The sequence below is a fragment of the Flagellimonas alvinocaridis genome (assembly GCF_004916895.1).
GTDB lineage: Bacteria > Bacteroidota > Bacteroidia > Flavobacteriales > Flavobacteriaceae > Flagellimonas > Flagellimonas alvinocaridis.
The window spans coordinates 26,476-51,085 of the sequence record NZ_SNTZ01000011.1; the positions used below are offsets into that span (position 1 = coordinate 26,476).

Sequence of the window (24,610 nt, forward strand, 5' to 3'; positions counted from 1 at the left end):
AAAGGAAGCATTTTCCTCTAAGATTCTTACTTTAGGGGTTCAATCATTTCAACTAGCATGAAAATTTACACCCCCATTATCTGTGCTATGGCCATTGCGCTATTTTGCAATACAATTCTTGCGCAAGAATACGCCGCATATCAACAGGATTATTTCATAAAAAAAGGTGATAGTCTGCCTTATCGAATACTATTGCCAAAAGATTACGATGCATCAAAAAGCTACCCCCTACTCATTTTTTTACATGGTTCGGGAGAGCGTGGCAATGATAATAAAGCGCAGCTTATGCATGGCGCAAGTCTATTCTTGGAAAATCAGAATAGGGATGCATATCAGTCAATAGTTGTGTTTCCACAATGCAGGGCCAATAGTTCTTGGGCCAGAATCGGGGTAGAAGGAGAATTTCCGAACCGGGAATTTGTGTTTTACAAAAAGTCTGAGCCTACCAAAGACATGCTCTTATTGGAAGGGCTCATAAAGCATCTCAAAAAAGACTACAGATTAAAACGGGACCAACTCTATGTGGGAGGCTTATCCATGGGTGGCATGGGAACCTTTGAACTGGTACGGCGCAATCCTAGAATGTTCGCGGCTGCTTTTCCCATTTGCGGTGGAGCCAACCCAGAAATCAGCAAGCGCCTTAAAAAGCTCGATTGGTGGGTGTTCCACGGTTCAGATGACAAAAGCGTTCCTGAAAAATATTCAGCTCAAATGGTGGAGGCCATGAAACAAAAAGGTATTAATGTAAAATATTCCGTTTATCCCGGAGTAGGGCATAACAGTTGGGACAATGCCTTTGCAGAGCCCGAGTTATTATCGTGGCTATTTTCTAAATCAAGATAAAAAAAGTACATGGATTTAAAATTGACCAAGCCCATTTGTTTCTTCGACCTAGAAACTACAGGAACCAATGTGGCCAAGGATAGAATTGTTGAAATAGCCATCTTTAAAGTTTTTCCCAATGGCAATAAAGAGAGTAAGACCTGGTTGGTGAACCCAGAAATGCCCATTCCGGCGGAAGCTACGGCAATTCATGGCATATCCAATGAAAAAGTGGCCAATGAACCTACCTTCAAGCAGCTATCCAAAGAAATTTACAAGATGATAAAGGATAGCGACCTGGCGGGATATAACTCTGATCGGTTCGATATTCCATTACTGGCCGAAGAAATGTTGCGTGCCGAGGTGGATTTTGATATGAAAAGTATGGTTTCGGTGGATGTGCAGACTATTTTCCATAAAATGGAGAAACGTACCTTGGAAGCAGCCTATAAGTTTTACTGTGACAAAAATCTGGATGATGCGCATAGTGCCGAAGCAGATACCATGGCAACCTATGAAGTATTGTTGGCGCAGTTGGATAGATATCCGGAATTGGAAAATAACGTAAAGAAACTGTCAGAGTTCACCACCAGAAAACAGTCGTTGGATTTTGCAGGATTTATTGGTGTCAATGAAGATGATCAGCCTATTTTTGCCTTCGGAAAACACAAGGGAAAAACGGTGGATGAAATCATGGAAAAAGAACCTGGTTATTTTGGTTGGTTGTTGAACGCGGATTTTCCCCTATACACCAAAAAAGTGCTTACACAGATTAAATTGAGCAAGCTCAATAACAAGCTTTCCTAAAAGTAGACCTCAAAAAATACACCCTATGAAACTGATATGTATAGGCAGGAACTACGCTGCCCATATTGATGAACTCAAGAATGAACGGCCCACTGAACCCGTGGTCTTCATTAAGCCAGATTCGGCCATACTGCCCAAAGAACAGGATTTTTACATTCCAGAGTTTTCCAATGATGTGCACCATGAGGTGGAAGTATTGGTAAAGATTAAAAAGGTGGGAAAGCACATTGCACCTCAGTTCGCCCATAAATATTATGATGAGATTGGCCTGGGAATAGATTTTACGGCTAGGGACCTTCAATCCAAATTAAAGGAGAAGGGACTACCATGGGAAAAAGCAAAGGGGTTTGATGGCTCTGCAGTAGTTGGAAGTTGGTTGCCAAAGTCCAAGTTCCAGAATGTAGATAATTTAACATTCTCCTTATCCAAGAATGGTGAAAAAGTACAGCAGGGAAACACCTCGTTGATGCTGTGGAAGATAGATGAATTGATTGCCCACGTTTCTACATATTTTATGCTGAAGAAAGGTGATATTTTGTTTACAGGCACACCGGCAGGTGTTGGTAAAGTAAGTCCAAATGACTACCTTTCAGGGATGCTTGAAGGTGAACAACTATTTGAAATTAATGTAAGATAATGATTTACAGCCTCGATAAAATAAATGAAATGGCAGAAGGAGACCAAGATTTCATCACCTCTGTTATTTCTGTTTTTTTGGAAGAAGTTCCTGAAGATTTAGATGGTTTGGAAAAAGCCATAAAAGACAGGGATTATGAAAATGTATACAAATTGGCGCACAAGATAAAGCCCAACGTGGACATTTTGGGTATGGAGCAGACAAGGGCTAGAGCATTGGAAATTGAGACCTTGGGTAAGAATACTGGAAATTTTGACGAAATAGAGGAAAAATTTCCCTTGCTGAAAAAAGATGTACTTCAAGTAGTATCCGAACTCAAGAACGATTTTAACCTATAAATGCAAGCAGAGATCATCACCATTGGGGATGAAATCCTTATTGGGCAAGTTATTGATTCCAACTCCGCTTTCATAGCCAAGGAGCTTAACAAGATAGGTGTTTCCGTTTATCAGATTACCTCTATACAAGATGATAGGGACCATATCTTAACCGCCTTGAAAGAAGCGGGTGAGCGGTCTTCAGTTATTATCATCACGGGTGGATTGGGACCAACCAAGGATGATATTACCAAGCATACCCTTTGCGATTTTTTTGGGGATGAGTTGGTTCAAGACGAAAAAGTCTTGCACCATATTGAAGTATTGTTCAAAAAGTATATTTCCACACCAATATCCGATTTAAATAGAAAGCAAGCTTTGGTACCATCGCAGGCCACTGTATTGCACAATGCCTATGGAACAGCTCCGGGGCTATGGATGAAAAAGGATAAGGTGGTCTATGTATCCCTTCCGGGCGTTCCCATGGAAATGAAAAATTTGATGACAAGCTCGGTTCTGCCTATGATCATTGAGGAGTTTGACCGTCCTTTTATCTTGCACAGGACCATTTTAACGTATGGTCTTGGCGAAAGCGCCCTTGCTGAAAAGATAGAGGATTGGGAGGACAATCTTCCTGAATTCATCAAATTGGCGTATCTGCCCAATTTAGGTAAGGTAAGACTTCGACTTTCTGCAAAAGGAAGTGACAACGATGTCCTTAAATCTACCATGGATGCAGAAATTAAAAAACTTTATCCCCTAATTGGTGATATCATCTATGGAGAAGAGGAAGATGCTTCCGTGGAAGCTCAAATAGCATCCCTGTTGACCGAAAAGCAGTTGACCTTGGCTACGGCAGAAAGTTTTACAGGAGGTAGGATAGCTGAAGGAATCACCTCAATTCCTGGTGCATCCCAATACTTTAAGGGAAGTGTGGTAAGTTATGCCACGGAAACAAAAATTAAGTTGTTGGGCGTTCCAGAAGAACTGATCCAACAGTATTCTGTAGTAAGCGAGGAGGTTGCAGTGGCCATGGCCAAGAACGCCAAAACTATTTTAAATACGGATTTTGCCATTGCCACCACCGGGAATGCAGGCCCTACCAAGGGAGATTCAGATGCGGAGGTGGGAACTGTTTTTATTGCCATTAGCACACCAGAGCGTACTTTTGCGGAGAAATTCAGTATGGGAAACCATAGGGAACGTGTGGTGGAGAAGTCTGTGAACAAGGCTTTTGAACTATTATTGAAAGAAATTTTAAATTTCTGAAAAAGAATTTTGTACGTCCCATTAAAATGGTATAAATTTGCAGCCTCAATAAAATCACTCAAAAGTTCGGGAGATGTCTAAAGTTTGTGAAGTTACAGGGAAGAAAGTGATGTTCGGGAACAACGTTTCCTTCTCCATCAATAAAACCAAGAGAAGATTCGATGTAAATATTTCCAAAAAGAAATTTTACATTCCGGAAGAAGACCGCTGGGTAACCTTGAACGTTTCGTCCAGAGGATTGAAAATCATCAACAAGAGAGGAATCTCTGCCGTGTTGAAGGAAATCAATTCCAAAAAATAAGTAGTCTAAGATCTTAAGTACGATACAATGGCAAAGAAAGGAAATAGGATTCAGGTAATTTTGGAGTGTACAGAACACAAAGAGTCTGGTATGCCAGGTACTTCAAGGTACATTACCACCAAGAACAAAAAGAATACGCCGGACAGGATGGAAATCAAAAAATTCAATCCTATCCTTAAGCGCATGACCGTTCATAAAGAAATTAAATAATAGGTTCTTTAAAAGTAAGACCTAATAAATAATATAAGCCATGGCAAAGAAAACAGTAGCAACCCTTCAATCATCATCAAAAAGATTGACCAAGGCCATTAAAATGGTTAAATCTCCAAAATCAGGAGCATATACTTTTGTAGAATCAGTTATGGCTCCAGAAATGGTCAACGATTGGTTGAACAAGCAATAAGAATCGTTTTTCACGTTTCTTGAACAAAATTAAAAACCGCCTTTAAGGCGGTTTTTTTGTGCGTTTTTATTATCGGTAATTAATCTTTGTTTGCTCGATAGGTAATTCTTCTGTTGGTAATCATAGTGTCCACCTGAAGCGTTAGTGTAGCTGTATTGGATAATGTGTTTCCGCAGATGTAACCATCATTGGTCACTACAACCCGGTATTGGTTGTTGTGCTCGGTGGGTGTTGGGTTGGTAATGGATAATGTGCTGGTGGTTGCTCCAGAATAAATCCCGCTGTCCGAAAGATCGTTCCAAGACCCACCACTGAAAACTTGCCATTGAAACTGATCTCCCGCCGAGGTTACCGATAAGCTGGTTGAACAGCCAGGACAGGTAGTTACATTGGCAGGTTGTGAGGAAATACTGGGAGCAGTACCTGCCTCTCTATAATCGAATGTGGTGTTGGAATCGTTGTCTGCTGGAGTGGTATAGCCGTCCGAGCCACTAGTGACCACACCATTGGCATCTACAGTAACAGGTAAGGGGCCTAAATAGCCGTCATCATTATCATCCGTAAAGCCAGATTCTACCACATCATTACAGCCATCACCATCAGAATCAGTAGAGTATGGGTCATAGGTGCCGTCAGCATCCGAATCCAATACAGAATAGATTGGAATGGCATATACCGTATCATTATCTTCAATGCCATTGTATAATCCATTGCTTCCAGAGCCAGAGCTGGCCCCGTCGATGATTCCATCATTATTACTATCGGAAACCCCTCCCAAGTTCAATATTCCAGACTCGACAATATCCAATATTCCATCATTATCAGAATCCAAATCCAACTCATTGCTGATACCATCACCGTCGGTATCACAAATGGCACTGGCAAAAAGTTCACCGGTAAACCCTTCAGGTCCAGGTCCGGCTTGGTTGGTTACGGTAAAGGTGTTGTTATTGCCAGGAACCCATGTTATGGTATTAAAGGGGGTGCCACCTTGGGCCTGCATCAATTCCAATGAAGTGGATGATGTACTTCTAGTCCCATATAAGTTGGCTTGACCAAACTCGTCTATGATCAATCGAAGCCTTGGCAAACCGTTGGAATTGGCTACCCATGGAGAGCTGATAAAGCTGCCGTCAGATTGGAATACAAAGTATTCCTCACCGCCACCAAGGGCACCATTTTCAAATTCAAGTACGGAAGGGTGTACGGTGGTTCCATTGATGTCCAACTGAAAAGAGTTGTCCATGGAAGAAAAATCGAGCCGTAGATATCCTGTATCGGTATGATTGATGACTACCGACCGTTCACCCACATCGGCCGACGTTAAAAATGAAGCACTGATCGAAGTGCAGTATTCCTCCTCATCCGTAATGCCATCGTTGTCATCATCCAAGTCCACAGCGTCACTGATACCATCGTTGTCCGTATCAATGACCGGGATTGAGGTAGCTGAAATTTCAACATTGTCAATATAAGCACGGTCGTTGCTTTGACTCCAATCAGCCCCTCCTTTTAAAAATCGTATAGTGGTATTGCTGGATATGTAGCTCGTTATGTCTTGACTAAAAGAACCGCTTGTGGAGCCTGCAAATGTATCTAAAGTGGTGTATGAAGAACCATCACTGGAAATTTGAACCGCCAAGGTCTCTCCTGATTCAAGACTGGAAGTTTGCCAATCAAAAGTGAGGGTTGCCGCAGTATATCCGCTCAAGTCGGCCCTTCTTCTAATGTTTTCGCTCCATATATAGCTAAACCTTAGTTCATCTCCGGTTATCCGTATGTAACCACTCGAAGCGGAGTTGTCATCACCAGACTCAATCCAATTTGTAGCCCAGTTTTGAGAGCCATTATTATTGGAATAAGACACCGAACTAAAAGTGTCGGAAAAAGTATCTTGGGCGGAAACTGTTAGAGAAAACAGCGCCACTACTACCAAATATAGTTTGTTGTGAGGTTTTTTCATGGTAAAAGTTGAGAAACTAAACCACTATAAAAGTAGTAGAGTTGATGGAGGTGTTCTAAAATTTGTTGTGTAGCCGTGCATTTCATCGGTAAAACCTAGGGTGCATGAGGTTTACCAGCATGTGTAGGAGGTTGTTTTCTGGAATTCGGTGATGGGGCAAAAGCCATTTTCTTTTAACAAAAATGGCCGTACTTTCCTATCTTTGGGGCTTGGAATGATGTATATCTAATGAGTTTATTCAAAAAAATATTTTCAAAAGAAAAGAAAGAAACCCTTGACAAAGGCCTTGAAAAGTCCAAAACCAGCTTCTTTGGCAAGTTGGGTAAGGCTGTGGCCGGAAAATCCAAAGTAGATGATGAGGTGTTGGACAGTCTTGAGGAAGTCTTGGTTACTTCGGATGTAGGAGTGAACACTACCCTAAAGATCATTGACCGTATTGAGGAGCGTGTTTCCCGTGATAAATATATGGGTACAGACGAGCTCAATACCATTTTGAGAGAAGAAATAGCCGGTCTTCTATCGGAAACCCATGTGGGGGAGGAGACTGAATTCTCCATTCCTTCGGATAAAAAACCGTACGTGATCATGGTGGTAGGCGTAAATGGGGTAGGAAAGACCACTACCATTGGTAAACTGGCCCATCAGTTTAAAAACCGAGGATTAAAAGTGGTTTTGGGTGCTGCAGATACCTTTAGGGCTGCTGCCATTGACCAGCTGGAAGTATGGGCCAAGCGTGTGGATGTCCCCATTATTAAACAAAAGATGGGAAGTGACCCCGCATCTGTGGCATTTGACACCTTGAATTCTGCTGTGGCAGAGAATGCCGATGTGGTCTTGGTGGACACAGCGGGCCGACTTCATAACAAGGTCAACCTCATGAACGAGCTTTCCAAGGTGAAACGGGTAATGCAAAAGGTGGTCCCCGATGCTCCGCATGAAGTTTTATTGGTGTTGGATGGTTCTACCGGGCAAAACGCCTTTGAGCAGGCCAAACAGTTTACCAAAGCCACAGAAGTGACCAGTTTGGCCGTGACCAAGTTGGACGGTACAGCAAAGGGTGGGGTGGTCATTGGAATTTCAGACCAGTTCCAGATTCCTGTAAAATACATCGGAGTGGGTGAAGGTATTGAAGATCTTCAAGTCTTTAACAAGTACGAGTTTGTGGATTCGTTTTTTAATATGTAGCATGGCGACAATGGCAAGCAAATTGAAATTGGTGATCAAATTGTCAATTTGGTGTGTTGTGATTGCTTCCCATGCGCAGATTACTTACCCCAAGGCCAGTCCTTTTTCTTTAGTGGTGCAGGAGGTAGGGTTATCTAAAATTACGGTTGAATATTCCCGTCCAGCAGTTCGGGGTAGACAAATTTTTGGTCATTTGGTGCCTTATGGACGTATTTGGAGGGTTGGGGCCAATGAATCCACCAAAATTACGGTCAGTACAGACATGGAAGTCATGGGGAATCTATTGCCCAAAGGAACTTATGCAGTTTATGCTTTTCCCGAATTGGATGCTTGGGAAATTGCATTTCACACGAATACAGGTCACTGGGGAGATGGCCGAAAGGAATACGACCCTCAAGAAGATTTATTTCGGATAGCAATAAGAGCCAAAGAAGTACGGTATCATCAAGAAAATTTTTTAATTGATTTCGATTCTATTACGCACAATAAAGCCAATATGCGACTCCGTTGGGCCAATACGCAATTGGTAATTCCTTTTAAGGTGGATACCCATGCACAAATGGAAACTGAAATTCGAGAGCAATTGGCTAAAAACCCAACTGCACAAACGTACTACGAAGCAGCTCGGTATTTGCAGGAACAAGGGAAGGATTATCCGCGAGCATTGGATTATCTTAACAAGGCCTTGGAATTGGGCGGGGACACCTATTATTTTCATAGGGTGAAATCGTTGGTACTGGCTAAAATGGGAGATTATGCTTCTGCTATTCAATCTGCTGAAAAATCGTTGAAAATCTCCAGTGAATTGGAAAAGGATGAATTTGTTCGGATGAATGAAGCCAATATAAAAGAATGGAGCACTTTGGTGCGAGAGCCTTAGCCCTAATTTTGTAATCTTCTTATAAAACCCTCTGGGAATAAACTTTCCCTTATTTTTGCATTTTATTTTAAATACCTATGCGCACTAAATCGCTCAAAAAGAACAAAATCAATGTAGTAACGCTCGGATGTAGCAAAAATGTCTACGATTCCGAAGTGTTGATGGGGCAGCTACGAGCCAATAACAAGGAGGTTGTACACGAAGAGGAAGGCAATGTTGTGGTAATCAATACCTGCGGATTTATTGCCAATGCCAAGGAGGAGAGCGTGAACACCATTTTGGAATATGTGCAAAAGAAGGAGGCAGGTGCTGTGGACAAGGTTTTTGTTACAGGATGTTTAAGTGAGCGCTATAAACCCGATTTGGAGAAGGAAATACCCAATGTGGATGAATATTTTGGGACCAGCGATTTGCCCAATTTATTAAAGGCTTTGGGGGCAGATTATAAGCATGAGTTGTTGGGAGAACGCTTGACCACTACACCCAAGAACTATGCCTATCTAAAAATTGCCGAAGGTTGTGATCGCCCTTGCTCTTTTTGTGCCATTCCCTTGATGCGTGGAAAGCACAAAAGCACACCTATTGAAGCGTTGGTGACCGAAGCAGAAAAGCTGGCGGCCAACGGGGTCAAGGAGCTTATCTTGATAGCTCAAGACCTTACCTATTATGGATTGGATCTATATAAAAAACGCAATTTAGCGGAGCTGTTACGGGCGCTGGTAGAAGTAGAGGGAATTGAATGGATACGTCTGCACTATGCCTTTCCCACTGGATTTCCCATGGATGTGTTGGAGGTAATGCGCAATGAACCCAAGATTTGCAATTATATAGATATTCCACTTCAGCATATATCTGACAGCGTCTTAAAAAGTATGCGAAGGGGAACCACCCAGGCCAAGACCACAAAATTACTGCAGGACTTTAGGGAGGCCGTACCAGGAATGACCATACGTACCACTTTGATTGTTGGATATCCTGGAGAGACCGAAGCAGATTTTGAAACCTTGAAGAATTGGGTCAAGGAGATGCGATTTGAACGTTTGGGATGTTTTACCTACAGCCATGAGGAAAATACCCATGCCTATACTTTGGAGGATGATGTTCCCGAAGAAATAAAACAACAACGGGCCAATGAGATTATGGAAATCCAATCACAAATTTCGTGGGAACTTAATCAAGAAAAGATTGAGGAAACATTCCGTTGCATTATTGATCGAAAGGAAGGCAATTATTTTGTGGGACGAACGGAACATGATTCCCCAGACGTAGATAATGAAGTCCTTATCGATGCCACTAAATATTATGTGAAAGTAGGCGAGTTTGTTGATGTTGAAATTACAGATGCCTCCGATTTTGATCTATACGGGGCTCCTGTAACCTCCAAATAACTACATATTTACAAATTCGAAACCGGACAAAGGGATGTCCCTTAAGTCAAACTCAGTTTCATTGAGCAGGATGCCATGTTCCAAATAGGCCTTTAAATTGGCCAACCAGAAGGTCCAACCATTGCTGCAACCATGATGTATGTTGAGTTTATTTTCCTCATCGGTCGGGATTTCAAACTGCCGTAAGGTCAAAAGGACTGCATTTTTGTGGTCTTCCAAGCTTACCGAAACCTTACAGCCCGTAAATGTATACTCCAAAAAATCTTTTCCGTTGGCTTGAAGTACTTTTCCGGTTTCCTGTTCATCCCAATTGTGCCATTTCCAAACATAATCATCGCCCGGTTGTATAAAATCTTCAGACAAGCGCTGTTTTCCATCTGAAGCATACGTGGCTTCCCTCAAAAACCATGAAGTTATTCCTTTGGAAGTTCCCCAGCACCAATACAGTTTTTCCATGGGGGCTTTGATAAATATCTTTTTGTTGAAACTGTCAAAAGTGAGCTTGTTCATCGCTTTCGGTTTAGTTCATATTGATACAGTTCTCTTCCCAACTCCGCCAAGAAAGGTATTCCCACTTCATCATACTCATAGGCATCATCATTAAAAATGCCATCACTATTTACCAGAATAGTAGCAGTGATCATAAAGTCGATATTGTTTTTTGTGTCTTTTATATAGGAGCAATCGGTTAGTGTGCCATAAGCATATCCAACTTTGTTATAGATTTTGATATGTTCTGGCATGGGGTCCGGATTATCACCAAACATGAAGAATTTCACATAACTGTCGTAATATTCTTGAGGATCGTAGCCCAATTTGCCTGGGAGCGTATGCATGGTCTCCAAAAGAAATTCACGCTGTTCCAAACTTAAGTTGAACCGTTCTTCTTCTGGAAAGGTGTCAGGAAAGATTATCCGCTTTAACAAATCGCTTTGAGATTGTATGGGGAAGTAGTTTTTTAGGGAAAAATCAAAAGGCTCGGTTTGCAGGGAATCATCAGCATAGTATCCTTTTCCTTTTTTGATATGGTTTAATTGTAGTGGTTTTGCCGTTCTGTTTATAATGGATTTGCTTATCGAGGTTGTGGAATCATTGAGATAAATTACCAAGGGTTTGGTGGTCACATCGTCAGCATTTGAAGTGGATAGTCTATGTGAAATCCGAATCGGGTCAACCCCTCTCTTTTTCATCCGTCCATTAAGGTCATCTTGCCCTAAAAATTCCAGCAATCGGTTGTTGGCCGCATTATCGGAAACTGCAAAAATCTCCGAAACTGCTTTTGCAAAAGTGGTTTCAACCGAATCACCCTCAATATAGAAACGGGTATATAAGGAAAGTGTATCAGTCTCATTAAGTTTTTCAAGTGCAGCTACCGCCGCAGGAAACTTAACGGTGCTGGCAGGATAAAAATAATTGCCCTTGTCAACTTGAAAATCGTAATCGGTAAAAAGAATGCTGTCGTTACGCCGATTTATTTGGGTATATCGTATCTGTACCTCATGGGTGTCCAACTCATCCATCACCCTTTTTATGAGTGGATTTTCGGAACCCAGTATTTGATTTAGCGGGTTGGTGGAATCGGAATGGTTACAGGCAGTAAGTGCAAATACCAATAGACAAATCCCTAGATGCGCTTTATATGGGAAAAAAGGTAAATTCTTCATGCCTTAATTTTACTAAGTTTCCGAGTATCTCTCTCCGCGATTGGGCCTAAGAAGGCTGCGTACTTTTTTTACATGGTCTTCAGAGACCACCATAAAGACAATACTGTGCGATGGGCTATAATGTTCAACTCCCATTTTATGGAAGGTCACTTGTTCAGCAAGGGCAAATTCTTCCAAGTGTTTTCTGAAATGTTCGGCGGTATGGGCGGCGTTGGGACCTCTAAAATCCCAGATGGCCTTTATTTTTGTATTCAATGCTTTTTCCATCTTATGAGTCAAGAACAGAGATTCCTTTTTCGGCGAAGGCCTTAAAATCTTCCATATATTTTAAAGACTGTTTTTTAAAGGCACCAGGCATTAAAAAACCCATAATTTTCATGCCCAGCCCAGAGAATTGAAATTCGCTTTGCGAAATCCATTTGGTTTTGCCATCCATTTCTTGAAAGTAGTTCTTTTGAATATTGTGAACCCCTTTTGCGTCATAAATGGTATGAAGTTCTTCGGGCAAGTTGCGTTTTATAATGGTTTCCACCATTTCCAGCTCGCGTTTTCCCATTTTGTAGCTGAGGCTCATTTGGGCCCCTTCCAAACCCGGGTTTCCCGAAAGATGTTCATAGTTCACAAGACCTTTTTGCCAATGCTTCATATTTTCTGGATCATCCAGCTTTTTAATGAATTCATCACGGGGGAGGTCCACAGTAACTTCTGTTGTATACTTCATTCCATCTGGTTTGCGCCAATATACTAAATTATCCTTTCTTTGCCTCTTACTAAAAATCTGTTAATGGGAAAGCAACCTGCTTGTGAGGGATTTAGTAATTGTTATTTTTGCGAAATGCATTCGCTCCAAAAAAATATTCTGATCCTGCTTTGCTGTTTGGCTGTGGTTTCATTTTCTGCTTGCAGCTCTTTTTTTAAGGAACAGGAAGAAAAAGAACCTTTGGCTCGAGTAGGTGACACTTTCTTGTACAAAGAAGATATAGCCACTCTGATCCAAGATGATATGTCTCCAGAGGACAGTACCTTGTTCGTGACCAATTACATTAACAATTGGGCGTCCAAACAATTATTGCTGACCAAATCAAAAATAAATCTTCCTGAAGAGAAATTGGCCGAGTTTAATCGTTTGGTTTCCGACTATCGTACGGATTTATACACTAGAGCCTATATTGAGGCATTGGTGCTGCAATCCAAGGATACCGCTATCACCCGTACACAGTTAATGAACTATTACGAACAGGAAAAGGAAAATTTTAAGCTCAATGAAAAGCTTGTACAGCTTAGGTTCGTGGGTATGCCCAGTCAATTTTTGGATATTGATGGGGTTAGGACCAAGATTCGGAACTGGAAAGAATCCGATAAAAGATATTTGGACTCTATTGCCGTTCAGTTCAAGAAAATACACTTTAACGATTCCATTTGGGTAAGTGCATCCCGGGTGGTGGAGGAAATCCCCCCGATGACCCCATCAAATGAAGGATCATACTTAAAAAAATCACAATTTTTTGAGCTACAAGACTCCTTAGAAGTATATTTGGGAATGGTGACCAACGTTCTGGAAGTCAATGATACAGCTCCATTTGATTATATTGAGCCTGATATACGCCAATTGATTTTGAACAGACGGCGATTGAATTACATAAAAAAACTGGAAACCGAAATCATAGATGAAGCCATTAAGAAGAAAGAATTTGAGGTTTATGAATAAAAAGATTAATGTTATTTGCACCTTGGCATTTTTTGCCGCATTCGGGATTGCAAATGCGCAGGATACGGATGAGGCCCTCGGCACTAAACGAGATACCACAAGCACTTCCAACAAAGTAAAGTTAGATGGAATTGCCGCTGTAATTGGGGATTATGTAATTCTTGAATCTGATATCGACAAAACATTGATAGATCTGAAGAGCCAAGGAGCTTCAACGCAAGATATTACCCGTTGCAGTCTTTTGGGAAAACTTATGGAGGACAGATTGTATGCCCATCAGGCCGTTCAGGACAGTTTGTTGGTTTCCGATGATCAGGTCAATGCGCAAAGTGACAGACAGATTCAGCAATTGGTGGCCCAGGTAGGTTCTATGGAGAAGGTGTTGAAGTTTTATAAGAAAACGGATATCGAAAGCTTTAGACAGGAACTATTCGAAATCAACAAGCTTAATATGTTGTCCGAGAAAATGCAGGGCAAGATAGTTGAGGAAATTGAGGTGACTCCGGAGGAAGTCCGCCAGTTTTTCTATAAAATCCCTGAGGATGAAAGACCTGTGTTTGGTGCCGAACTTGAGATTGCACAGATTGTTAAGCAGCCCACGGCATCCGAGGAAGAAAAGCAGAAGGTGATAGATAGGCTAAAGCAAATAAAACAAGATGTTGAGGAAAACGATGCCAGTTTTAATGTAAAGGCCATCCTTTACTCCCAAGACCCAGGTTCCAAATCCAAAGGTGGATTTTATAGTATGACCAGAGAAACTCCTTTTGTGAAAGAATTCAAGGATGTAGCCTTTAGTCTTCAAGAAGGAGAGATTTCTGAACCATTTGAGACTGATTTTGGATATCACATCATTTATATAGAAAAAATCAGAGGGCAGGAACTGGATTTGAGACATATTCTATTGATTCCCGAAATACCCCAAAGTGCAATTGATGCTGCTGTAAAGGAACTCGATACCATTCGACAACAAATTTTGGATGGCAAGTATACCTTTGCCGATGCTGCCTTGAATTTTTCAGATGAAAAGGAGACCAAGTTTGATGGTGGTCTTTTGAGAAACCCCATCAATTTTGATTCCCGTTTTGAGTTGACCAAAATGGACCCCACCCTTTACAATCAGGTTAGGGATATTAAAGATGGAGAAATTTCAAGACCCATTAGGGAAGATGATCCAAGAGGGGGAGCGCCCAAGTTCAAGATCATGAAAATATCCAATAGGTATGATGAACACAAAGCGGATTTTGCAAAAGACTATCTAAAAATACAAGAGTTGGCCCTCAGGGAAAAACAGTTCAAGGCCATAAAAGAATGGATGGACGAGCATATCGAGGACACCTATATCCATGTAAACACCGAGAATAAGGATTGCGATTTTGCAAACAACTGGGTAAAGGAATAGATGCATGTCGGACGTTACAGCTGTTGAAAATCTTGTAAAAAAACATCAGGCTTTAAAAAATGAGATTGCCAAGGTCATTGTGGGCCAAGAAAAGGTAATCGAACAGATATTGCTCTCCATTTATACTGGGGGGCATTCGTTGTTGATAGGCGTTCCAGGATTGGCAAAAACCTTAATGGTAAATACCATTGCCCAAACCTTGGGATTGGATTTTAAGCGAATCCAGTTTACCCCTGATCTAATGCCCAGTGATATTTTGGGAAGCGAAGTATTGGACCAAAATCGGAACTTTAGGTTCATCATGGGCCCCATTTTTGGCAATATTATCCTGGCCGATGAGATCAACAGAACACCTCCCAAAACCCAAGCGGCACTTTTGGAAGCTATGCAGGAAAGAGCTGTGACCATAGCAGGAAAACAATACAAACTCAACAGGCCTTATTTTGTATTGGCTACTCAAAACCCGATAGAGCAAGAGGGGACCTATCCTTTGCCAGAGGCACAGTTGGATCGTTTTATGTTTGCCATTGAACTCACATATCCATCCATAGAAGAAGAGATTCAAGTGGTCAAGACCACTACAACGGACAACGAAGTAAAACTAAAGACCCTCTTCAGTGCGGATGAAATTATTGAGGTACAGCATTTGGTGAGGAGGATACCTGTTCCAGACAACGTAATCGATTATACGGTACGATTGGTCAACCGAACAAGGCCGGGGCTCGAAGGAGCTTCGGATTTCGTGAATAATTATGTGGATTGGGGAGCCGGGCCAAGAGCGTCACAAAATTTGGTGTTGGCCGCCAAGGCCCATGCTGCCATACACGGCAAGTTTTCACCCGATATCGAGGATGTAAAAGCTGTTTCCTTGGGAATTCTTCGTCACAGAATTCTAAAAAACTACAAAGCCGAAGCAGAAGGCATTTCAGAGGAAAAAATTATCTCCAAATTGTTATAAATATCAAATCTTCCCTATTTATTTAGGGTAATTCTAATTCTTTAATCGTAGGTATTTTAGTAAATTTACCAAATTACTAAAATCTTAAAAACTCGATTGTAGAATGGCATTTGATATTGACATGATTAAGGGCGTCTATGCTTCCATGGGGGAACGTGTGGATAAGGCCCGGGAATTGGTAGGAAGGCCTTTGACCCTTGCTGAAAAGATATTGTATTCGCATTTATGGGAAGGAACCCCGACCAAGAAGTTTACCAGAGGAAAAGATTATGTTGATTTTGCTCCAGATAGAATAGCCTGTCAAGATGCAACGGCGCAAATGGCCTTGCTTCAGTTTATGCAAGCAGGCAAAGATAAAGTGGCAGTGCCCACTACCGTTCACTGTGATCACTTGATTCAAGCTAAACAAGGTGCTGCGGCAGATTTGAAGCACGCCAACGAGACCAGTAGCGAGGTATTCGACTTTTTGGGTTCGGTATCCAACAAATACGGTATTGGGTTCTGGAAGCCTGGTGCGGGTATCATTCACCAAGTGGTATTGGAAAACTATGCATTCCCAGGGGGTATGATGATTGGAACAGACTCCCATACAGTAAACGCGGGTGGTTTGGGAATGGTAGCCATTGGTGTAGGTGGTGCAGATGCCGTGGATGTTATGGCAGGAATGGCTTGGGAATTGAAGTTTCCTAAGTTGATTGGTGTAAAATTGACCGGAAAGCTATCTGGTTGGACAGCACCAAAAGACGTTATCCTTAAAGTGGCTGAAATCCTTACCGTAAAAGGAGGAACAGGAGCCATTGTTGAATATTTTGGCCCAGGGGCAATTTCTATGTCATGTACCGGTAAGGGAACCATCTGTAACATGGGTGCAGAAATTGGAGCGACTACATCTACATTTGGTTATGATGAGTCCATGGAGCGTTACCTAAGAGCAACTGATAGGGAAGATGTTGCTGATGAAGCCAATAAAGTAAAAGAACATTTAACGGCAGATCCTGAGGTATATGCCAACCCCGAACAGTACTTTGACCAAGTCATTGAAATCAATTTATCTGAATTGATGCCATTATTGAACGGACCTTTTACCCCGGATTTGGCTACTGAGGTAGGAACCATGCGCGAAAAGGCCGAGAAAAACGGATGGCCTTTGGCAGTGGAGTGGGGATTGATAGGTTCTTGTACCAACTCTTCATATGAAGATTTGTCAAGAGCATCATCCATTGCGCAACAAGCATTGGACAAAAAGTTGAAAACCAAGGCAGAGTTTGGTATCAACCCAGGCTCGGAGCAGGTTAGATATACCACAGAACGAGACGGGATTCTTGAGATTTTTGAAAAATTGGATGCTAAAATCTTCACCAATGCCTGCGGACCATGTATCGGTCAATGGGCACGATATGAAGATCCCAAAAATGCTCCAAAGAACAGTATCGTGCATTCCTTCAACCGTAACTTTGCCAAGCGTGCCGATGGAAACCCCAATACGCATGCTTTTGTAGCATCACCGGAAATGACTGCAGCCATTGCCATTGCCGGTCGTTTGGATTTTAATCCATTGACAGATAAATTGATCAATGAAGATGGAGAAGAAGTTATGTTGGACGAGCCAACAGGATGGGAATTGCCACCAAAAGGTTTTGAAGTAAAGGACAACGGTTATATAGACCCACTTGAAGATGGAAGCGGAGTCAATGTCATTGTAGCACCCGGCTCGGAACGTTTGCAAATTTTGGAGCCGTTTGAGCCCATTACTCCAGCAAGCTTGAAAGGCATGAAACTGTTGATCAAAGCCTTTGGGAAATGTACTACCGATCATATCTCCATGGCCGGACCTTGGCTAAGGTATAGGGGACATTTGGACAATATTGCCAATAACACCTTGATTGGAGCGGTAAACGCTTACAACCAAAAAACCAATTTTGTCAAGAACCAGTTGACTGGGGAGTACGGAGGCGTACCTGATACCCAACGTGAGTATAAGAAAGCAGGGATAAAGACCATTGTAGTGGGAGACCATAACTATGGGGAAGGTTCTTCAAGGGAGCATGCGGCCATGCAGCCACGTCACTTGGGTGTTGCGGCAGTTTTGGTGAAATCCTTTGCCAGGATACATGAGACCAACTTGAAAAAGCAAGGGATGTTGGCACTTACTTTTGCCAATGAGAACGATTATGACCTTATTCAGGAAGATGATACTTTCAACTTCTTGGATATAGATCAGTTTGCTCCAGACAAACCCTTGACCTTGGAAATCGTACATGCAGATGGCAGCAAGGATACCATCAAGGTAAATCACTCCTACAACAATGCACAGATAGCATGGTTCAATGAGGGGTCTGCCCTGAACCTGATCAAAAAGGAGAATGCTTAAACTATTTTTAAGATAATTCAAGAAAACTCCTGATATTGCTGAAATATCAGGAGTTTTTAATTTTAACCAAATCCCTCGGAATGAAAATCAGTAAAAAGACTGTCCTTAATGTTGTACTGATTCTGTTTGTGCTTTCCTTTTTTGTTACCCCTTTGGGGTATTATGGCAAAATCTTGCTTAACAAATTACTGGCCATGTCACCTCCCGTGATAGAACAATCCGAGCGGGAAAAAATAACCGATTACGATTGGAAGCTTAAGGATGCAGATTGGAACATTTTCAATTTTGAAAAATCCAAAGGGAATGTGGTTTTCATTAACTTTTGGGCTTCATGGCGATTACCTTCCGAAGCTGAACTGTCCAGCATACAAGAACTTTATAACAAGTACAAGGGTAAAATGGACTTCTACATCATCACCAATGAAAACAGACCTCCAGTAAAGGCTTTTATGGAAGAGCACGAGTTTACGTTTCCATTGACGTACTTGATCATTGGGGAAAAAATGCCCGTGGATTCCAAGGAGGTTCCTTCTTCTTATTTGATCGATAAATCAGGAAATATTGTAATCCATAAGAAAGGAATAGCAGATTGGAGCAACAAAAAGGTGTACACCTTATTGGATGAATTGATAGCAGAATAACACCCAATGAAAGTTTCCAAAGAGCAAATTAGTAATGGCATATGGCTATTGGCCATTGCTTTGATACTTTTTACCCCGGTTGGGTTTCACCTTCGTGTGTGGGTAACCAAATTTATATCAGCTAGTGCCGATGTGGTATCGGTAGAAGAACAAGAAACATTGGCGGATTACCATTGGCGATTGGTTGATGTTGAAGGAAAACATACTGATTTCAAATCTTTTGAAGGTAAGGTGGTCGTGGTAAATATTTGGGCCACTTGGTGTCCTCCTTGTGTTGCCGAGCTTCCCAGCTTTGCAGAGCTTTACGAGGATTATAAAGATGAAGTTGTATTTGCTTTTGTGGCCAACGATGACAAGGATAAGGTGGAGCAATTCATCGAAAAGAAAGGATATCGACTACCAATCTATTTTCAGGTTTCGTCCATTCCCAAGGAATTGATGTCCAAAAGTATACCTGCTACATACATCATTAGTAAGTCTGGAAAAATAGTGGTCGATGAGAAAGGAGCTGCCAACTGGAATTCGGATAAAACAAGGACTTTGGTGGACCAGCTTATTTTGGAGTAGTTTGCCGTTTGAAGTACTTGAAGGGCACAAGAAGCATTCCAAAACATTCCCCTTCTTCTTTGCCTAAGTGTTTGTGATGTATTTTATGAGCTCTTCGAACCCCTTTGGCATACCAATTATTGGCATTTCGGAATAACTTGAAGCGTTGGTGTATAAAAATATCGTGTACCAAAAAGTAAGCAATTCCGTAGGCCAGAATTCCAAAACCCAATGGCCAGCCATACCAAAACGAGGTATAGTTGCCCAGATAAAAGAGTATCATGCTCACCACGGCATAGAAAATAAAGAAAGCATCGTTACGCTCAAACCAAGAGTCGTGGTCCTTTTTGTGGTGATCTTTATGAAGGCTCCACAAAAAGCCATGCATCACATATTTGTGCGTAAACCAAGCCATAAACTCCATAAAGCAGAATGTGGACAAGAATACAAGTATCCAAAGCGCTAGTTTCATTTATACCAATTGTAATTTATAGTTGAGGTACGAATGTGCCAAAAGTCCAAATTTTTGATAGTTGGGAACCCTAATCCGGGTATTTTTGATTTCCAACGAGGGTGTTCCTTGTAACTTTTGGAGCAATTTCTTGTAGTACCGATAAGCTGTATAAACCCCAAACTTGGCTTGTTCCGGTAATTTTATGATACCTGAATATCCTACTGCCAAATCTGCTTTAATCTCATTCACGATTCTCTTTTTGGAGATTTCATCGAGTTCTGTCAAATTGGTATTGGGGAAATAGGTGCGATCCAAGTGTTCGTAATCTGCTTTGAGGTCCCTGAGAAAGTTTATTTTCTGAAAAGCAGAGCCCAAGGCCATGGCAGATTCTTTTAACTCTTCATACTTTTCCTTGTCGCCATGTACAAAAACACATAGACACATGAGACCTACTACATCTGCCGATCCATAGATATACTCCCGATATTCATCAAAAGTTTCGTAAGTTTTTTTGGTTAGGTCCATCCGCATACTGTTCATGAACGATTCCACCAAATGAAAAGGAATATCGTACTTATGATAGGTATACTGAAAAGCATTCAGGATAGGATTTAGGCTGATTCTATCCGTAATAGCATGCTTCATATCATTTTCAAACCGGTTAAAAAGTGCTTCTTTATCGTACTCGTGGAAGGTATCCACAATTTCATCGGCAAAACGCACAAAACCATAAATGTTATAGATGTCTGAGCGAATGGATGGAGCCAACATCTTGGTAGCCAAAGAGAAAGAAGTGCTGTAAGATTGTGTAACAATTTTGCTACAGTTGTACGATACATCATCAAAAATAGTCTTCATGATCAAAGTTTTTTAGTGATTAGATCAGCTACCAATTTTCCAGAGATTAGGGAAGGGGGCACTCCCGGTCCCGGAACAGTAAGCTGACCGGTAAAAAATAAATTTTTCACCTTGCTACTTTTGAGGTTGGGTCGCAGAAATGCAGTTTGCCGCAGGGTGTTGGCTAAACCATAAGCATTTCCTTTATAGGAATTGTACTGCTCCACAAAATCGTTTACACAGAAACTCTCCTTAAATATAATAGAATTTTTTACTTCTTGTTGGGTGCGTTTTTCAAATCTATCCATCACAATATCAAAATATTGCTCGCGAAGCTCAGAGGTATCTTCCAACCCTGGGGCTATTGGAACCAAAAAGAAACCGGTCTCACAGTTTTTGGGAGCCATTGTGGTATCGGTAATGGATGGAAAATTGGCATAGAACAAGGGTTCACTTGGCCATTGGGGGGTATCGTAAATCTCTTGGGCATGCTTTTCAAAGTCGGTATCAAAGAAAAGGTTGTGATGTTCAACATTGTCCAATTTTTTTCGAAAACCGATATAAAAGAGTAGGGAAGAGGGTGCATAGGTTTTCTTTTCCCAATAGGCCTCTGAATATTGACGGTATCTCTGATCTAGCAAAGTTTCGGAATGGTGATAATCCGCTCCACTAACAACATAGTCCGAAATATGGTTTTTGCCATTGCTACGTATTCCAATGACTTCTTTATCCGATACCAAAATTTTGGACACAGGACTATCGGTATGTATTTTCACTCCTAGTTCTTCGGCCAAACTTTTCATGGCCTTGATAATTTCATACATACCTCCTTTGGGATGCCATGTACCAAGACCAAAATCAGCAAAATTCATGAAATTGTAGAATGATGGTGTCTTGCTGGGCTTCGCACCCAAAAAAAGTACAGGAAATTCTAGGGTTGCAACCAATTTTGGATTTTTAAATTGTCTACGAACCTCTTGACTGATGGTCTTAAAAAACTGATCTACCCTGAGCACCGTCTCTTTGGTAACCAATTCCATTGGTGAAAGTCCAGGCCGAAGCACCACCTTGTTTATGGCTATGTTGTAATTCTCTTGCGCCTCTGAAATAAAATTTCTTAAATGTTGGCTGCTTCCGGATTCTATGCGTTCAAATTCTTCACATATCTTTTCCATACTATCGCCAATGGATAGGGTATCTTCCTCAAAAAAAACTTTGTAGGCTGGATCTAAGCGGTCCAATTGGTAGTAATCGGAGGTTTGCTTTCCGAAATCGGCAAAGAACCTTTCAAATATATCCGGCATCCAGTACCAACTAGGACCAATATCAAAAGTGAACCCATCTTTTATCAGTTGTCTAGCCCTACCGCCAATAGTGCTGTTTTTCTCAAAGACGCTTACATCCAGCCCTGCTTTGGCCAAATGGCATGCTGCTGAGAGTGAGGAAAAACCGGATCCTATGACAATGGCCTTTTTCATGGGTAAAGCAGCGTTATATGGATTCCATTAATTGGGCAATGGAACCATACGTTTTTACGTTTTTGGGAAGATCGTCTTCCGATAGCTCCTGTATCTGATGCCCCAGAACATGTAGCTTGGAGTCTGAGGGAAGTTTCATAATTTCTTTGAACCGATTGAAATAATCGGAGATTTCGTCTTTGGTGGGAGCCACCGTAAAGTAGGAGATAAAATCTATCTTGTGATAATACTTTACCAAGTCCATCAAGCTCTCCAAAGGCATACTCTGGCCCAAGTAAATGGATTTGTAACCTTTGTTGATGATTTCGTAATTGACGTACAGCAACCCAAGTTCATGGATTTCATTTTCTGGGAGATAAAGTGCATAAACATGATCATCCCTTGAAACTTTCTCCATTTGAAGGGCCTCCGTGTTGCTATAAATTTTTAGTTTGATGAGATTGCTGATGAAATGTTCGTGTGCCGGACTAATGGTGTCTGTTTGCCAAAGTAGCCCCAATTCATTCAGGAATGGGATAAAGACTTCATTGAATGTGTCACTAAACGATTTTTCAGACAGCAAACTGTCATATGTTTTCAGAAAAAGGGTTTGATCAAAATTGAGCATGGCCATTTTCAGGTGGTTCATTACATGGTCATTTTCCCTATCCCTGACCGTAATCTCCTTGACCAAATCCGGAATTTGGGATTCTTCCAGTTTTGCAATCTTTGAAATTTTGTATCCGTGATTGTATAACAGCGTTACATTCAACAGTTTCTGAAGACTTACAATGTTATAGGTTCTAATGTTGGTATCAGTACGTTCAGGCGTGAAGAGCTTATATCTTTTCTCCCAAATACGGATGGTATGGGCTTTAATTCCTGAAAGGTTTTCCATATCCCGAATACTGAAAGATTTCTTTACGTTGTTCATCTTTTAAGTAAAAACATTAAACAAATTTACAATTTTAACCGAATTGACCTATTTTTTACCCATAAAATTTAAGGAAGAAGTTTGAATGTTGATATAGTTTTGGGTAAAAAATAAATGAGAAAAGATGGGATAAAAAAAACCGCAACATGGTTGCGGCTTTGTGCCCACGACTGGAGTCGAACCAGCACGTCCTTACGAACACTACCCCCTCAAGGTAGCGTGTCTACCAATTCCACCACGTGGGCCGGCTTTTCAACAACGATTGTATTGGGTAATCGTTGAGGGGCACAAATATAATTCTTTTGTAAAAACCTCACCGCACCAAATTGCATTATCGTTTGGAAAATATACCTTAATGCTATAGGTCCAGATTTCCGGCGAGTTGTTTTAAGATGATTTCGGATACTTTGGCTTGAAATTTTGCATTACTGTGCCTTACTCTGGCATTGATGTAGTTTAATTGAGCCGTTCTAAATTCAATTGTAGGAATAATACCGATTCGGTATTTCTCAACCGTGATGTCCAGGTTTTCCTTGGCAATGGTTTCATTTTTTTCCTCCAGTTCAATGAGGCTTATGTTGGTCAGGTAAGTTTGATAGGTGGTGCCCACCATGGCAATAAGGGATTGCTTTTGCTGTGCAATGGCAATTTCCGCATTTTCCACAGCCATTTTCCCCAACTTTTCATTGCGATTTTGGTTAAACCCATCAAAAAGGTTCAAGGTGGCCCCAAAGCCATAGTTAAATCCTCTGGAATCTGAACTCGTGGTAAAGCCCAAACTAGATTCGGTATGGCCAAAATTGTACCCTGTAGATACAAAAACGGAAGGGTACCGTGATGCTTTTATCTGTTTCAGTTGTAGTTCGCTAATCCTTTTATTGATAATCTCTGCCTGCAATTGGGGATTCTCTACTGCCACCTTGTTTTCGAGCTCTTCAAGAATCAAGGCTTGATCTACAAAAATTTCAGGCGCTACCACAAAATCCATTTTTAGGTCCCGAGCCAATTGCTCGTTCAATAGAATCTTGGTGTTTTTATATAGTTCTTGCTGGCGTTGCATTTGGGTCTGGTCGGTGTTCAGGTCCACTTGCGCATTGAGCACTTCCAATTTTGAGGCTTTCCCAATGGTAAAACGGTTTTGAGCCAGTTCCACTCGTTGTTCGGATATGATCAAGGTACTGTCCAACGCAGACAATTGTTGTTGCTGCTGTACTAGATCGTAGTAAGTGACCAATACCTCGCCAACCTTGTTAAGAACAACTTGTTTTAATTCCGCTTCGCCTAACTTTTGATTTTCTTTGAGCTGTTCGTGATTGGCAAACATGCGAAACCCATCAAAGATGGTCCATTCCAATGCCACCCCATAATTTAGGTTTCTGTTCTTGGCATTATCAAGTTCCACCTCGGTACCATCGGAACGAACCTGGGACAAATTTTGTCGACTATTGTTGTCTGCAACGTTGGCATCGACCTTTGGAAGCATTCCTGCTTGTCCCGGACTCACCGAAAGTTCGTCCATCTTAAGATCGTTTCGGGCCATTTTTACCTGATAGTTGTTTTCCAAGGCAATCTTTACTGCTTCATCAACCGTCAGAAGCTCTTGGGCCGTTCCGAAGAAGCCAACACCCAACCCACATAAAAGGATATAAAATCTTAAATGAATCCCCAT

At 41.4% G+C, this 24,610-nt stretch carries 27 protein-coding genes and 1 tRNA gene; 17 read left to right on the forward strand and 11 right to left on the reverse strand.

Going from position 1 to position 24,610, the window contains the following annotated elements:
- Positions 1–57 precede the first annotated feature (57 nt).
- The 8 genes from EZV76_RS14260 (at position 58) to EZV76_RS14295 (ending at position 4,556) form a co-directional block, all read left to right on the forward strand.
- Positions 58–843: a carboxylesterase family protein gene (locus EZV76_RS14260; RefSeq protein ID WP_236640930.1), complete on the forward strand. Its 786-nt coding sequence runs from the start codon at positions 58–60 to the stop codon at positions 841–843.
- Between the two features lie 9 nt (positions 844–852).
- Entirely contained in the window at positions 853–1,629 is a 777-nt protein-coding gene (locus EZV76_RS14265) for a 3'-5' exonuclease (protein ID WP_136567248.1), read from the forward strand.
- A 25-nt stretch (positions 1,630–1,654) separates the two neighbouring features.
- Positions 1,655–2,266, forward strand: a complete 612-nt coding sequence (locus EZV76_RS14270) for a fumarylacetoacetate hydrolase family protein (protein WP_136567249.1) — start codon at positions 1,655–1,657, stop codon at positions 2,264–2,266.
- Positions 2,266–2,604, forward strand: coding sequence for an Hpt domain-containing protein (locus EZV76_RS14275; RefSeq protein ID WP_136567250.1), 339 nt, complete (start codon positions 2,266–2,268; stop codon positions 2,602–2,604). The genes EZV76_RS14270 and EZV76_RS14275 overlap by 1 nt, the downstream gene beginning before the upstream one ends.
- The gene (locus tag EZV76_RS14280; protein ID WP_136567251.1) at positions 2,605–3,852 is read left to right on the forward strand and encodes a competence/damage-inducible protein A; all 1,248 of its coding nucleotides are present in this window, start codon (positions 2,605–2,607) and stop codon (positions 3,850–3,852) included.
- A gap of 73 nt (positions 3,853–3,925) precedes the next feature.
- Positions 3,926–4,153, forward strand: a complete 228-nt coding sequence (gene rpmB, locus EZV76_RS14285) for a 50S ribosomal protein L28 (protein WP_116219403.1) — start codon at positions 3,926–3,928, stop codon at positions 4,151–4,153.
- A gap of 27 nt (positions 4,154–4,180) precedes the next feature.
- Positions 4,181–4,363 carry a 50S ribosomal protein L33 gene (rpmG, locus tag EZV76_RS14290; protein WP_031444791.1) on the forward strand — a complete coding sequence of 61 codons (183 nt, stop codon included), beginning with the start codon at positions 4,181–4,183 and terminating at the stop codon, positions 4,361–4,363.
- Between the two features lie 40 nt (positions 4,364–4,403).
- Positions 4,404–4,556 (forward strand): DUF4295 domain-containing protein, encoded by a 153-nt coding sequence (locus EZV76_RS14295; protein ID WP_116219404.1) that lies wholly within the window; start codon positions 4,404–4,406, stop codon positions 4,554–4,556.
- A 79-nt stretch (positions 4,557–4,635) separates the two neighbouring features.
- On the opposite strand, the gene EZV76_RS14300 is transcribed toward EZV76_RS14295, so the two are convergent.
- Positions 4,636–6,519 carry an immunoglobulin domain-containing protein gene (locus EZV76_RS14300; protein ID WP_136567252.1) on the reverse strand — a complete coding sequence of 628 codons (1,884 nt, stop codon included), beginning with the start codon at positions 6,517–6,519 and terminating at the stop codon, positions 4,636–4,638.
- Between the two features lie 228 nt (positions 6,520–6,747).
- Here EZV76_RS14300 and ftsY point away from each other — a divergent pair, with 228 nt between their 5' ends.
- From ftsY to rimO, 3 genes are all read left to right on the forward strand, one after another.
- Positions 6,748–7,704: a signal recognition particle-docking protein FtsY gene (gene ftsY / locus EZV76_RS14305; protein ID WP_136567253.1), complete on the forward strand. Its 957-nt coding sequence runs from the start codon at positions 6,748–6,750 to the stop codon at positions 7,702–7,704.
- A gap of 1 nt (position 7,705) precedes the next feature.
- A complete protein-coding gene (locus EZV76_RS14310; protein ID WP_236640931.1) occupies positions 7,706–8,584 on the forward strand; it encodes a DUF2911 domain-containing protein in 879 nt (292 codons plus the stop codon).
- A gap of 77 nt (positions 8,585–8,661) precedes the next feature.
- A complete protein-coding gene (rimO, locus tag EZV76_RS14315) occupies positions 8,662–9,972 on the forward strand; it encodes a 30S ribosomal protein S12 methylthiotransferase RimO (RefSeq protein ID WP_136567254.1) in 1,311 nt (436 codons plus the stop codon).
- Here the strand turns inward: rimO and EZV76_RS14320 are convergent, their stop codons facing one another.
- From EZV76_RS14320 to EZV76_RS14335, 4 genes are read right to left on the reverse strand one after another with little or no spacing between them, the layout of a single operon-like run.
- Entirely contained in the window at positions 9,973–10,482 is a 510-nt protein-coding gene (locus tag EZV76_RS14320) for an SRPBCC family protein (protein ID WP_136567255.1), read from the reverse strand. It lies immediately after the preceding gene.
- Complete coding sequence (locus tag EZV76_RS14325; protein WP_136567256.1) at positions 10,479–11,636, reverse strand: serine hydrolase; 1,158 nt, start codon at positions 11,634–11,636, stop codon at positions 10,479–10,481. Before EZV76_RS14325 ends, EZV76_RS14320 begins: the two co-directional genes overlap by 4 nt.
- Positions 11,637–11,648: 12 nt before the next feature.
- A complete protein-coding gene (locus tag EZV76_RS14330; protein WP_136567257.1) occupies positions 11,649–11,903 on the reverse strand; it encodes a hypothetical protein in 255 nt (84 codons plus the stop codon).
- A 1-nt stretch (position 11,904) separates the two neighbouring features.
- Positions 11,905–12,357 (reverse strand): SRPBCC family protein, encoded by a 453-nt coding sequence (locus EZV76_RS14335; RefSeq protein WP_136567258.1) that lies wholly within the window; start codon positions 12,355–12,357, stop codon positions 11,905–11,907.
- A 63-nt stretch (positions 12,358–12,420) separates the two neighbouring features.
- Here EZV76_RS14335 and EZV76_RS14340 point away from each other — a divergent pair, with 63 nt between their 5' ends.
- The 6 genes from EZV76_RS14340 to EZV76_RS14365 all read left to right on the forward strand — a co-directional run bounded on the left by EZV76_RS14340 (position 12,421) and on the right by EZV76_RS14365 (position 19,280).
- A complete protein-coding gene (locus tag EZV76_RS14340) occupies positions 12,421–13,344 on the forward strand; it encodes a peptidyl-prolyl cis-trans isomerase (protein ID WP_136567259.1) in 924 nt (307 codons plus the stop codon).
- Entirely contained in the window at positions 13,337–14,743 is a 1,407-nt protein-coding gene (locus tag EZV76_RS14345) for a peptidylprolyl isomerase (RefSeq protein ID WP_136567260.1), read from the forward strand. The genes EZV76_RS14340 and EZV76_RS14345 overlap by 8 nt, the downstream gene beginning before the upstream one ends.
- Before the next feature lie 4 nt (positions 14,744–14,747).
- Positions 14,748–15,701: an AAA family ATPase gene (locus EZV76_RS14350; protein WP_136567261.1), complete on the forward strand. Its 954-nt coding sequence runs from the start codon at positions 14,748–14,750 to the stop codon at positions 15,699–15,701.
- A 103-nt stretch (positions 15,702–15,804) separates the two neighbouring features.
- The gene (locus tag EZV76_RS14355; RefSeq protein WP_136567262.1) at positions 15,805–18,072 is read left to right on the forward strand and encodes an aconitate hydratase; all 2,268 of its coding nucleotides are present in this window, start codon (positions 15,805–15,807) and stop codon (positions 18,070–18,072) included.
- A gap of 80 nt (positions 18,073–18,152) precedes the next feature.
- Positions 18,153–18,713 (forward strand): TlpA family protein disulfide reductase, encoded by a 561-nt coding sequence (locus EZV76_RS14360; RefSeq protein WP_136567263.1) that lies wholly within the window; start codon positions 18,153–18,155, stop codon positions 18,711–18,713.
- A gap of 6 nt (positions 18,714–18,719) precedes the next feature.
- A complete protein-coding gene (locus EZV76_RS14365) occupies positions 18,720–19,280 on the forward strand; it encodes a TlpA family protein disulfide reductase (protein ID WP_136567264.1) in 561 nt (186 codons plus the stop codon).
- Here the strand turns inward: EZV76_RS14365 and EZV76_RS14370 are convergent.
- The 6 genes from EZV76_RS14370 to EZV76_RS14395 all read right to left on the reverse strand — a co-directional run bounded on the left by EZV76_RS14370 (position 19,267) and on the right by EZV76_RS14395 (position 24,610).
- Entirely contained in the window at positions 19,267–19,731 is a 465-nt protein-coding gene (locus tag EZV76_RS14370) for a sterol desaturase family protein (protein WP_136567265.1), read from the reverse strand. The two genes, EZV76_RS14365 and EZV76_RS14370, sit on opposite strands and share 14 nt — an antisense overlap.
- Positions 19,732–20,571 carry a phytoene/squalene synthase family protein gene (locus tag EZV76_RS14375; protein WP_136567266.1) on the reverse strand — a complete coding sequence of 280 codons (840 nt, stop codon included), beginning with the start codon at positions 20,569–20,571 and terminating at the stop codon, positions 19,732–19,734. It lies immediately after the preceding gene.
- Positions 20,572–20,573: 2 nt separating this feature from the next.
- Positions 20,574–22,028, reverse strand: coding sequence for a bifunctional phytoene desaturase/3,4-desaturase (gene crtID / locus EZV76_RS14380; protein ID WP_136567267.1), 1,455 nt, complete (start codon positions 22,026–22,028; stop codon positions 20,574–20,576).
- A gap of 13 nt (positions 22,029–22,041) precedes the next feature.
- Positions 22,042–22,941 carry a MerR family transcriptional regulator gene (locus tag EZV76_RS14385; RefSeq protein WP_136567268.1) on the reverse strand — a complete coding sequence of 300 codons (900 nt, stop codon included), beginning with the start codon at positions 22,939–22,941 and terminating at the stop codon, positions 22,042–22,044.
- Between the two features lie 161 nt (positions 22,942–23,102).
- Positions 23,103–23,186 (reverse strand) — tRNA-Leu (locus EZV76_RS14390).
- A 113-nt stretch (positions 23,187–23,299) separates the two neighbouring features.
- The gene (locus EZV76_RS14395; protein WP_136567269.1) at positions 23,300–24,610 is read right to left on the reverse strand and encodes a TolC family protein; all 1,311 of its coding nucleotides are present in this window, start codon (positions 24,608–24,610) and stop codon (positions 23,300–23,302) included.